We start from the raw sequence: 11,541 nt of genomic DNA, 5'->3' as shown, positions 1-11,541 counted from the left end.
GTAGAGACAAGAACAAATTAAACTTATCTACGAGAGGATGAATTTTTATGACCCGATATGAAGAAAATTTTAAACAAATGATTGTTGAACTGAATCAAACTGGACGTTCTGTTCAAGGGTTAGCGAAAGAATATGGCTTATCTGAAGCAACGATTTACAAATGGAAGAATTTATATTTACCTGATCAGTCCACAGGACTGACTGGAAAAGAAGTAGCTGAACTGAGAAAAGAAAATGCTCGTTTAAATGAGGAACTTGAAATCTTAAAAAAAGCCGCAGCCATATTCTCTCGGAAAACCTAAATTCGCTTGTTCAATTTATTGAAAAATGGTGTAAGGATTACACTGTTTCTTTGTTGTGTCGGTTATTAGAAATCCCTAGAAGTGTCTATTATTTTTATAAGACGCGAATTGTAAAATTAAGTTAGAAAAATAAAAAGGCATTTATGGTACACTCAAATTGTATTTCCGACGAAAGAAAACAAAGGAGTGTAACCATAAATGACCTACAAACATCTTACCATAGACGAACTGACAATGATAGAATCATATTATCTTCAACATAATAAGCCGGTGGAAATCGCTAACCGAATGGGACGTGCTATACAAACTATTTATAATGTAGTCAATAAGTTCAAGCAAGGCAAGACTGCTCTTGATTATTGGCACCAGTATAAAGAAAATAAGAAAAAATGTGGTAGAAAAGTCATTCAATTACCTGCTCATGAAGTAGATTACATTAAAGAGAAAGTCACTCTTGGTTGGACGCCTGACGTCATTATCGGGCGAAAAGAAAGGCCTGTTTCATGCGGTATGAGAACACTTTATCGTTTATTTTCTAAAGGAATATTTGATATTGACACACTACCGATGAAAGGTAAAAGAAAACCCAATGGCCATCAGGAAAAACGGGGAAAACAACAGTATCAGCGCTCAATCCATGATCGACCTGATAATTATCCTGATTTCAATTCTGAGTTTGGTCACCTTGAAGGTGATACGATCGTTGGCATTCATCATAAAAGTGCCGTCATTACTTTAGTTGAAAGATTATCTAAAGTCATTATCACGATTAAACCCAACGGCCGTAAGGCATTAGATATTGAAACTGCCCTTAATCAATGGTTTTCTCGCTTCCCTAAAAACTTCTTTAAATCTATTACGTTTGACTGTGGAAAAGAATTTTCTAACTGGAAAGCCATTAGTAACCAACATGATATTGATATATATTTTGCGGACCCTGGAACACCTTCTCAACGCCCATTAAACGAGAATTCTAACGGGATTCTGCGTCGTAATGGACTGCCGAAATCAATGGATTTTAGAGAAGTGAATCAGACATTTATTTCCAGTGTCAGCAATCAACGTAATCATATTCCAAGAAAATCATTGAATTACAGAACACCAATCGAAATATTTTTGAGCTATGTACAAGAAGCATTTTATTCTAGCTTAATTTGACAAATCATACACTATAAAGCTGTCATTTTTCTAGATAAATGACATAAATTTTCAGCGCTAAGTGACAAAAGCAACTAATTTTTCATGATAGATTTTTAAATATCTCAATCTATCTCCAAAATTAGTTGTTTTTGTAGCTATAGTTGACTATGAATATGACAAATAATTAGAAAAAACTGTGCCAATTAAATATCAAAATGACAAATTGATGAATCAAATTCAAATTAAGGGGGGCAACCCTGGAAGTCTTAAATTTACCCTCAATGAATGGTATTGAAGATGAAAATTTAAGGCGTTTGATTAATAGCCTTGTCATTGAATTGTACAAGTATCAAGCAGAATCAGAACGAAAAAAAATTAAGGAACGTCAGGCACAAGGAATCGAAATTGCTAAGAAAAAAGGCAAATTCAAAGGTCGGCAACTGAAATTTTAAAAAAATGATCCACGTTTAAAGCATGCTTTCGATTTGTTTTTGAATGGTTTATCCGATAAAGAAGTTGAAGAACAAACTGGAATCAATCGCCGAACGTTTAGAAGGTATCGAGCAAGATATAACGTGACAGTAGATCAAAGAAAAAACAATGAAAAGAGGGATAGTTAAGCACCTCAACATCCTGCCGGAGAGCCAATGGTAAAAGTTGGTCCCGATCATTGGAAATTCAGTGGTGACTTTAACCGAAGATTATCTGTTCGTGAAACTGCGCGTATTCAAACATTTCCAGATTGGTATGATTTCTCAGATGGTGAAGATGATAGAGTAAAGGTTGTTTCAAGAAATCATAGATTGAATGAACAATATAAACAAATTGGTAATGCAGTTCCAGTTTATCTTGCTGAAAAAATAAGTCGTCCAATTATTAGCTTCTTATTGAATCATCCAGAATTATTAGATTAATAAATTAAGGCTATCTATCGCAGTTGATGGGTGGTCTTTTTGAATAGCTAATTTATTTTTACATATCAAAAATAGATTAAGGGCGTGATATAATATACTTTGAGTTTATGCATTCAACTTTGATATGAATAGATTTGATTGAAATTTATAAGAGATTGGTAAGTGACGGTATGGTTGAAAAAAATTTTCCTCAAGCTATCTATGGAGAAATATTAGCTGAAATTGAGAGTTTGTTACATGCTCTTTCAAATAGTGGTGAAGATAGCAAATTTGATGAATATAGACAGGATGCTATTAATAAATTAGATGGAGTAAAAAATGAAGTTATAGAAAATATAAAATCATTAGAGGAAAATTCTGAATGGGATACGTTTACTGTGGCTTTTTATGGCGAAACTAATGCTGGTAAATCGACTCTAATTGAAAGTCTTCGTATCCTATTGAAAGAAAAAAAAAAGTTAGAAGAGCATCAAATATTTCGAGATAAGGAATTGGAATTGGAAGGATTAATTCAGAAAGTTGATGAATGGAGAGAGAGCATTTGCTCTTTGGAAAATGAATTGGAGAATTCGATAGCAAAATTTCAAGTAAGAATTAATCACATAAAAGAGCAATTTGAACAAGAAAGACACACAGCTAACGTCCAAGTTGCAGAGTATGAAGAGTTAATCAAGCAGTGCATTATTGAAGATGATGAGGTTTCTGAAAAATTGGTAACCTTCTCGATTCAAAGAAATATACTTAATAGAGCAATACTCGATAAAATGTTAACGAGCACGTGGAGTATGGTTAAGAGTTGGTTTCATCGCTTGGATGAACAAAAAGAAATTGAGAGTTTGGGTTATAAAATAGAAAAATCAAAAAAAGAAATAGATAGAATTCAGTTAAGTATTAACAATTATCAACAATCAATTAATGAAGTCAATTTAAAAATTGAAAGTAATAATAAAGATTACAATTTGCAATACTCCGAGCTTTTAAAACACATCACTAATTTAAAACAGCAAAAGGAGCATAAAATAAAGCTGATAGAGAATCAGATTAATTCTATACAAAATCAACAAGATGGTCTGATTATAGAATTAGAAAAATTAAGTGATGGAGCGATTGTGGGAGACGGTCGTTCCGACTTTACCCAAGAGGTAGGGGACTATCATTTTTTAATTGGTGATAAGAAATTTGTGATTCTTGACTTACCAGGTATTGAAGGTAAAGAGGAAATTGTGCAATCATCGATCGATAGAGCAGTGGAAAAAGCTCATGTCATTTTTTATGTAAGTAAAAAGCCAACACCACCGCAAAAGGGCGATAATGAAAATCTTGGGACGATTGAAAAAATATCCAGGCAGCTATCTAAACAGAGCGAGGTTTATTTTATTTATAATAAACCTGTACGGAATCCTCGGCAATTAAAGAAACCACTAATTGATCAAGATGATGAGAATGGCTTACTTGTTGTTGATGAGGTGTTGTCAGCAGCCTTTAATGAAAATTATGTTTCCCACAGATCACTTTCTGCTTATCCTGCCTTTCTGGCACTAGGAAATTTTTACAGTGGTAAATATTTTAAGGATCGTGGAAAATTTACTGAAAAATTCGAAGGAGCTACTCATATTCTTGAATTGAGTCAAATTCTTCAGTTTGCAGATTGGATGACTGGACAATTAGTTGATAATGTTAAAGATAAGATTGCAAAGTCTAATTATAAAAAAATAAAAGTTACGCTAGATATAACAGTCAGTGAGATTGGAGAAATTCACACTGCTTTTAAAAACCTAGAAAAAACATTGCAAACGAATTACAAGTCTACTTCTAATAAGTTAGATGATGTGGGAGAAGTATATAGCAGAAATATCATAAATTCTAGGCATCAAGCTACTACTGATTTGAAAAATAGCGTTCGAAAGAAAATATATGAAGATATTGATAAAGAAATTAGCAATGAAGAATTTGAAAAGAAAATGAAAATAAGAGTGGAAGAAGGAATTGTAGAATACGCTAATAGTCTAAATGAAAAAATAGACAGAAGTGGTAAAGAATTTACCTCATCAGTAGTAGATATTCTTTCTACGTATCAACGTTATGTAAATGAATTGGTAGATAAGTATGCAAATTCAATTAATTTTACTTTCGATTTTAAACCACAAATCAATATAAAAAAGAACATTAATATAAAAGCAATTGCTATCGACACAATTGCTAATGTAATTAGTATAGTGTACAGAATTTTAAATGCTACAAATCCAATCGGATGGGTTGTTATTGGCTTATCGGCTTTAACTATATTATTTGATGTTTATAAGAAGTTTCGAGCATTTATAGACAAAGATTTCCGCAAATCTCAGCAACGTAAGAGTGCAAATGAAAACATAGATAAAGTAATTGAGAATATCGAGAACCAGTTAGATGAACAATTATTAGGTGTACGTGGAGAAATAATCGAAGGCATTGCAGTTATTAAAGAGAAGCTAATGCAATCTGTAATACAGATTGAGACTATGTCAGCTATATTTTTATCTGCAAAAAATGACATGAATCAATTATCACTTAAGGTAGTGAAAGAGGAAGGGGAACAGTATGGAAACAATTAAGCAGTTTAAGATACAACAGATTAAAATTGTTGAAATACTTCAACGATTACTATCCTTTATAAATGAAGGAAAGAAATTTGGAATCAATACAGATTTCGATTTAATAAATAAAATTTCAAAAGGTATTGATGAAGTTAAAACACAAAAATTAAAGGTTGCACTGGTTGGTGGATTTTCGGAAGGGAAAACTTCAATAGTAGCAGCGTGGTCGGGAAACTATGATTCTGAAACAATGAAAATTGACTCTTCCGAATCGAGTGATGAGGTACAAATTTATCATCTTGATGAATTTGATTTGATTGATACTCCAGGGCTATTTGGCTTCAAAGAAACATCTAATCAAGTTAAATATAAAGAAATAACGCGTAAGTACGTCAGTGAAGCAAATTTACTGCTCTATGTGATGAACCCCAATAACCCGATTAAGGACAGTCATAAAGAGGAATTACGATGGTTGTTTAAAGATTTGAACTTATTATCTAGAACGGTATTTGTTATTAGTAGATTTGATGAAGAAGCGGATATAGAAGATCATGAAGAATATGAAGAACGTTTTGAAACAAAGAAACAAAATATAATAACACGTCTACGAGATTTTGATATTATTGATGAAAATCAAAATGTTCCTATAGTAGCTGTTGCTGCTAATCCATTTGGTGAGGGATTCGATTATTGGTTATCCAATTTGGATGAATATAATCAAATTTCTCATATAAGCGATTTACAAGCTGCTACTTCTGAACAAATAAAAAAATCTGGTGGAGCGAACGCTCTGGTCTTAGCTACTAGTCAAAGTATTGTGAAAGATGTTATCCAAAGACAATTACCAATGGTACAACAGAACGTCGCTTTGGCAGCTGAAGAAATTAATAAGTTCAAGAGTATTATATCTGATGTCCGAAAAGAGCAAGATAGCTCAGAGAGGAATATCAGTAATGCGCGCACCGAATTGAAAGAATACATTACTGATTTATTCACTGATCTTATACTCCAAGTTAAAGGAACAGATATAGAGACTATCAATGAATTTTTTGAAAGAAACATTGGTGATGAGGGGATCGTTTTGGAAACGACTATCCAGAATGAATTTGAGCGCCAATTAGGAAAAATCGCTTATGAAATTTCAAAAGCTGAAACTAATTTCAATGCAAGCATCAATCATTATAATAATATGGTTGGAGATTTGGCTATTCAAGGTATGAAGATTAGTAAAGAATTTCTAAAGAATGCTAAAGTATCGAGTAAGGCAATATTAACTACACGTGATTTTTTGATGCCTACTTTTAAATTTAAACCTTGGGGAGCAATTAAACTTGCTGATAAGATCTCAAAAGGATTTGCTGTAACAGGTGCATTATTAGGTATTGCAGTAGAAGCTTTTGATAGCTATAGTAAGGCAAAACAAGAAGAAGAGTTTAATAGAGTCAAAAATGCAATTGCAGAAAACCTTATTAAGCAACGAAAAGATTACATTACTTTCATAAACAATCCTCAAGATTTTATTGGACAGTTTTTTCCAAGCTATTTTGATTTACTTCAAAGAGTTAAAAATATGGAAGAAGAACTGGTACAGCACCAAAATTTTTTAACTGAATTCGAGGCATGGAAATATGAAGGTGAATTAATTGAATCTGATTTTGAAGTGATTTCTTAGAAAATTGAAATGAAAATAGTAAGTAAATCTTGGTGGATTGTCGGAATACGTCCTTAATAATAAATGGATTTTATATTTGATTTACTTTTTGAATACAATAATAATTGATAGATGAACAAAGTCTTTTTAATAATTGATGACAAATGATTTCTTGTGAGACGCTGACATAAGAAAGAGAAGGCGATAGAATGAAAACAGTCACTCGGCAAGATATTATCAAGTTGGGATTTTCGCAGTATTACGCTGATAAGATCTTCAAGGAATGTAAAAAACATTTGATTGCTAATGGGTATTCTTTCTATCGAAATAGCAGGATGGAATGGCAACCCTTTTTTTGACAAAAATTATAAAGTGTAAAAAACAGGTACTTGTTATCTAATCCGATTGTCCTTGACAACGAGCCACCATGGACGTGGAATAACCGTGGCGAAGCAACGATTAAATGTATCGTCCACTACGCAACGCTACCACATCCATGCTCATTATCAAGGATTCGCTCCGCCAATCTCAGATTTCGAATGCCGATTGGTGTCTTATATCCCAAAGAACCATGTAACGGTTCTGTTGCAAAGTTTTAAATAAAGAATAAAATCCCTTACGGTATCTATGATTTAAGCTGGGATTCCCAATAATACCTTGATTTCAGTACAGACCGAAAACCCGAAGAGAGTGCCTTCTTTTCGGGTTTTCTTATATAATCCTCGAATGGCTTTCATGCCTTTAATCGTGGTAGAGGCAGTGCGTAAACTTCGATAGAATTTATTGCGTCTCTTTACTGGACGATGGTCTTGTTCAATCAAATTATTCAGGTATTTAATGGTACGATGTTCTGTCCCTTGATAAAAGCCGTATTCTTTTAGTTTCTTAAAGGCACTTGTAATAGAGGGGGCTTTATCTGTGACTACAACCTTCGGTTCATCAAACTGCTTCACTAACCGCTTAAGAAAAGCATAGGCTGCTTGTGTGTCCCGTTTTTTACGTAACCAAATATCCAAGGTTAAACCATCTGCATCGATGGCTCGATACAAATAATGCCATTTTCCTTTAATTTTGATGTACGTTTCATCCATTTTCCATGAATAAAAGGATTTTTTATTTTTCTTTTTCCAAATTTGATAGAGTAGTTTGCCATATTCTTGCACCCAACGATAAATCGTTGTATGAGAAACGTTAATGCCACGATCATATAAGATTTCTTGAACTTCACGATAGCTAAGGTTATAACGAAGATAGTAGCCCACGGCTACAATAATCACATCCTGCTGAAATTGCTTTCCTTTAAAATGATTCATCGTCATTCCTCCTGCTATCTTTTTCTATTATTCTACCTTATTTGATAGTAGATTTAAAACTTTGCAACAGAACCATTAATAAGCTACTTGCAGGTGGCAACAACATGATAAAGACCCTGGAAGAGAACATTCATGCTGTGATTGGTGAAACGACAGAATACCAAATTTCAGAGATTAACAACTTACTGGAGAAAAAGCAAAAAGAACTCATCAAGCTGGCTAATAAGGGTCAAGATTATGAACATCTAGCAGATGAGATTGATGAGCTGAGAGACAAGCGACAGCTCCTTTTAGTAGAAGATGCCTCCCTCAGTGGCGAGAACGAGCGAATCAATGAGCTGATTGAATTTATCCGCAAGAACAAATTCCGTACCTTAGAGTACGATGATAAGCTTGTAAGGAAGATAATCCAGAGCGTTACAGTCTATGAAGAACACTTCGTCATATCCTTCAAATCTGGCATCGAAATGGAAATATGAAAACCAGAAGTAAATAGCCCATGACTCTACAGTAGAGTCGTGGGTTTTCTTTTGCTTGCTGATTATAATAATATTTTAATAACTATTGTTATTATAAACCAAATGATTTATAATATTCTTAGCGTAAACTTGGAGGTGCTGTATGACTACGGCAGAAATGATTAAAGAACTGTGTGAGCAAATGAATATAAGTGTTTCCGAACTTGCTAGACGTATTGGACAGACTCCACAGAATTTCAATAAGAAATTACAACGAGAAACGGTAACCTTAGATGAGTTGAAAGCGATTGCTGATGTGCTAGGTGTCAAGTTTGTGCAGGCTTTTATATTGCCTGATGGCAATGAAATAAAGATAGGTAATTAGGAGGTGTAATTTGTATTGAAAATCATAACAATAAATGATGTTGAGTATGCTGTATTTGCTGCTAATGAAGGTACTTCCAAACCACAACCTCATATCATAGAAACGAAATCTGGTACTATTCCAGAAGGAAAACAACTGAGTTTATTAAAAGAATATCTTAAGCAGAATGATATTTCCCCAATAAAAGGAGCAACAACATATTGGTGCATTGACAAGGTTCTTAAGCTTGATTCAAGTAAAGAAAAAACTATAAGTGAAACAATCCATAAACAAAAATACTTATCTTTAACTGAAGAAAATATTGAGAAACAGCATAAGTTTGTAGGTGCAAGCTCTAATTATGGGAAAGAAGGTCTAATAATACATGATGTTTTGAATGCATTTCCTCTTCATAATGATTTAAATACTATTGCGATGAAGATTGCGGTAATTGATGTAACAAATTCAACACATCTTTCTCAATATAAGAGCAGGTTGTCTTTATATGATTTGGCTAAAGTAATTCTGGAGATTCCAAATTTTGATGATCGGTTGGCAAAAGGAGATCCTCAGTTGATAAATATTATCGCAAGGAACATTGGTGCAGTTAATATGTTCTCATTTGCATCCAAGTACTGTACATATCATAATGTGGAAGTGTGTGGGAGAGATGATTACTCCATCTTTGATGGTATCGTTAAAAATACTCTTCCACACTATATCCAAGGACTAACTACGAATAAGATTGATACGTGGCGAAGAAGTTTTGATTACGAGGCATTTAACGAATGTGTTGGAAAACTACTTGATGAAAATAATATACATATTCCTTTTAGAAGAAGAAAGTTAGATCACTTCTTGTGGTATGCGAATAGGTAGAATATAAGAAAAAGGCATCGTAAAAGTGATTCTGGATAAAATTAATGGGGGAGGAAATAATAGTGGGATTATTTGATTTTCTAAAGAAAAAACAAGGAAAGGTTAGTAAACACGTTGATTATCAACTGGCTTCTAGTCTATTTCGTACTGGTAAAGTTTTTGCTGAAAAATTGGAAGTGGACATATCAAATGTAGATGAGTTTCGTAAAACTTTTATCGCTTTTGATGTGGAAACAACTGGCCTAAATTCTTCTTCAGATAGAATTGTAGAGATTGGTGCGGTGCTATTTAAAGAAGGAGTTCCAATTCAATCATTCGGAACTCTTGTCAATCCAAAAGTTAGAATTGCAGCCTCAGCTTCGGCAATAAATAATATAACTAATGAAATGCTAAACTCTGCTCCAAATGAGCAGGAAGTTTACCCCCAGTTGGTAGAATTTTTAGGAGATGCACTAGATGGAAAAATCACTATGTGTGCACACAATGCAAGTTTCGATTTTGGATTTTTAAGTAACACATTTTCTAGACTTGGGTATGATGCTAAAATTAAGTATGTTGATACTCTGAGTCTCTCTAGAAAACATATAAAAGGCATTGTAAATCATAAGCAAGAGACTGTAGCGGAATATTTCGGATTAATAAATGACACTGCCCATAGAGCGGAATCAGATGCAGATATATGCGGAAAGATTTTTTGGGGTGTTTTAGATATTATTGAGGAGTCGTTGGAAGAACAAAAAAAGCAAATAGAAAAGATGACTCCAGACATAAAAGAACTTGAAGTTTGTGCTTTTATTCAAGATATTATTGAGAAAAAAGGATGCGACACCAGTTGGATCAGGTATCGAAAAAACAGTAATAATTATGTCGATGTAACTTGTCTATATACATTCTTAAAGTTTAAGTTTGCTAAGAAGGGAAATTACATCATTATTAGAAAAGATGCTACAAATGGAATTGATTTACCTATAGAACCTTGTACTGTAAGTGAAGGCGGTACAACAAATGTGCGAGTCTATTTTCGTAGCCCCTTTGACTTAACGCCTCTTTCAAATTATATTTTCAGTGCTTATAGCGATTGTTATAATTCTATGAATGAATATATGAGTGTTAGTAATTACACTAAAAAAGAAGCAGAGCAAAGCCTTAGTATGCTGAAATCTATTTCAAAATCAGCGATGAAAGAGTTATTATTCGATGCAAAAAATCGTGGATATGATGAGACTGAAGTTAACCTAAATATTGAAAAAGTGATATCTAGAGAAGATGTAATTATTAACGGGTTGCATAATCGAGTTTCATTAAACAAGATACGAAATATAGGGAATTGGGAGAAAGGATTTGATGCAGGTTATCCATATTGGGAACGTGGAGAAACTGCTAGGAAAAATGGCAAAGTAGATGAAGCTATTGCACTTTTTGATAAAGCTCGATGTAACGGCTATGATGCTCCTGCGCTATATGATTCTTTTGCTAAAGCTTATCGAAAAATTAAGGATTACGATAATGAAATTCTCATTCTTGATGAAGGAATTATGCGTAAAACACGGCACGATGTTGGTACTTTAGAGGCTCGTAGGGATAAGGCAATTAAGCTATTATTTGCTAAACAAGAGGCAGAGCGGATAGCTAAGGAAAAATCTGATTTTCTAAAAGCGAACAAAAAAGAGGATGCGATTAGTGAGCCTAGCAAGAGGCGTGGAAGACAGATTATTCAAATGACTGATGATGGAACAATAATAAAAGAATTCGATACTATAGCTTCTGCTGTAAAAGAAGTTGGCGTTAACTCAAAAAGTATTAGGGATGCTGCAAATGGAGTTCAAAAACATGCTGGAGGATACTGCTGGAAATACAAAGATTAGCAGATAATCTAAGATAACCTAGGATCTTCTTAATAGATATTTATCGCTAATTGCTTTAGCAATACAATATCTTGTTTAAGGA

11 protein-coding genes and 2 pseudogenes are annotated in these 11,541 nt (G+C 33.5%); 12 read left to right on the top strand and 1 reads right to left on the bottom strand.

The features are described 5' to 3' along the window. Window positions 1-47: 47 nt before the first annotated feature. The 8 genes and pseudogenes from RBL01_RS13025 to RBL01_RS12990 all read left to right on the top strand — a co-directional run bounded on the left by RBL01_RS13025 (window position 48) and on the right by RBL01_RS12990 (window position 7,183). Entirely contained in the window at window positions 48-302 is a 255-nt protein-coding gene (locus tag RBL01_RS13025) for a transposase (RefSeq protein WP_002311014.1), read from the top strand. A 198-nt stretch (window positions 303-500) separates the two neighbouring features. Further along, a complete protein-coding gene (locus RBL01_RS13020; RefSeq protein ID WP_002293280.1) occupies window positions 501-1,460 on the top strand; it encodes an IS30-like element IS6770 family transposase in 960 nt (319 codons plus the stop codon). A gap of 202 nt (window positions 1,461-1,662) precedes the next feature. Further along, a pseudogene (locus RBL01_RS13015) lies at window positions 1,663-2,062 on the top strand (recombinase family protein); the annotation flags it as partial. A gap of 27 nt (window positions 2,063-2,089) precedes the next feature. Beyond that, window positions 2,090-2,356 (top strand): DNA cytosine methyltransferase, encoded by a 267-nt coding sequence (locus RBL01_RS13010; protein WP_005880869.1) that lies wholly within the window; start codon window positions 2,090-2,092, stop codon window positions 2,354-2,356. A 170-nt stretch (window positions 2,357-2,526) separates the two neighbouring features. After that, window positions 2,527-4,947, top strand: a complete 2,421-nt coding sequence (locus RBL01_RS13005; RefSeq protein ID WP_058128846.1) for a hypothetical protein — start codon at window positions 2,527-2,529, stop codon at window positions 4,945-4,947. Continuing rightward, window positions 4,934-6,601, top strand: coding sequence for a LeoA/HP0731 family dynamin-like GTPase (locus RBL01_RS13000; protein ID WP_005879553.1), 1,668 nt, complete (start codon window positions 4,934-4,936; stop codon window positions 6,599-6,601). Before RBL01_RS13005 ends, RBL01_RS13000 begins: the two co-directional genes overlap by 14 nt. A gap of 188 nt (window positions 6,602-6,789) precedes the next feature. After that, window positions 6,790-6,939, top strand: coding sequence for a DUF3173 family protein (locus tag RBL01_RS12995; RefSeq protein WP_050582839.1), 150 nt, complete (start codon window positions 6,790-6,792; stop codon window positions 6,937-6,939). Between the two features lie 85 nt (window positions 6,940-7,024). After that, complete coding sequence (locus RBL01_RS12990; RefSeq protein ID WP_154212950.1) at window positions 7,025-7,183, top strand: hypothetical protein; 159 nt, start codon at window positions 7,025-7,027, stop codon at window positions 7,181-7,183. A 29-nt stretch (window positions 7,184-7,212) separates the two neighbouring features. Here RBL01_RS12990 and RBL01_RS12985 read toward each other — a convergent pair whose 3' ends face one another. Continuing rightward, window positions 7,213-7,893 carry an IS6-like element IS1216 family transposase gene (locus tag RBL01_RS12985; RefSeq protein WP_016249818.1) on the bottom strand — a complete coding sequence of 227 codons (681 nt, stop codon included), beginning with the start codon at window positions 7,891-7,893 and terminating at the stop codon, window positions 7,213-7,215. 74 nt (window positions 7,894-7,967) lie between these two features. Between RBL01_RS12985 and RBL01_RS12980 the strand changes: the two are divergent. The 4 genes and pseudogenes from RBL01_RS12980 to RBL01_RS12965 all read left to right on the top strand — a co-directional run. Beyond that, window positions 7,968-8,372 (top strand): annotated as a pseudogene (locus RBL01_RS12980) (recombinase family protein); the annotation flags it as partial. Between the two features lie 142 nt (window positions 8,373-8,514). Then, on the top strand, window positions 8,515-8,736 hold the full coding sequence (locus RBL01_RS12975; RefSeq protein WP_002331328.1) for a helix-turn-helix domain-containing protein: 222 nt from the start codon (window positions 8,515-8,517) through the stop codon (window positions 8,734-8,736). 15 nt (window positions 8,737-8,751) lie between these two features. Further along, entirely contained in the window at window positions 8,752-9,594 is an 843-nt protein-coding gene (locus RBL01_RS12970; RefSeq protein WP_002342384.1) for a hypothetical protein, read from the top strand. Between the two features lie 62 nt (window positions 9,595-9,656). Beyond that, on the top strand, window positions 9,657-11,459 hold the full coding sequence (locus RBL01_RS12965) for an exonuclease domain-containing protein (RefSeq protein ID WP_002343693.1): 1,803 nt from the start codon (window positions 9,657-9,659) through the stop codon (window positions 11,457-11,459). The last annotated feature ends 82 nt before the right edge of the window (window positions 11,460-11,541 follow it).

The organism is Enterococcus sp. SB12 (assembly GCF_030910025.2).
Taxonomy (GTDB): Bacteria; Bacillota; Bacilli; order Lactobacillales; family Enterococcaceae; genus Enterococcus_B; species Enterococcus_B faecium.
This window is presented reverse-complemented; position numbering and strand designations above follow the sequence as displayed.

Coding starts and splice junctions, on each gene's coding strand:
- RBL01_RS12975 (WP_002331328.1), top strand. CDS start 8,515: ATGACTACGGCAGAAATGATTAAAGAACTGTGTGAGCAAATGAATATA.
- RBL01_RS13010 (WP_005880869.1), top strand. CDS start 2,090: ATGGTAAAAGTTGGTCCCGATCATTGGAAATTCAGTGGTGACTTTAAC.
- RBL01_RS13000 (WP_005879553.1), top strand. CDS start 4,934: ATGGAAACAATTAAGCAGTTTAAGATACAACAGATTAAAATTGTTGAA.
- RBL01_RS12985 (WP_016249818.1), bottom strand. CDS start 7,893: ATGAATCATTTTAAAGGAAAGCAATTTCAGCAGGATGTGATTATTGTA.
- RBL01_RS13025 (WP_002311014.1), top strand. CDS start 48: ATGACCCGATATGAAGAAAATTTTAAACAAATGATTGTTGAACTGAAT.
- RBL01_RS13020 (WP_002293280.1), top strand. CDS start 501: ATGACCTACAAACATCTTACCATAGACGAACTGACAATGATAGAATCA.
- RBL01_RS12995 (WP_050582839.1), top strand. CDS start 6,790: ATGAAAACAGTCACTCGGCAAGATATTATCAAGTTGGGATTTTCGCAG.
- RBL01_RS13005 (WP_058128846.1), top strand. CDS start 2,527: ATGGTTGAAAAAAATTTTCCTCAAGCTATCTATGGAGAAATATTAGCT.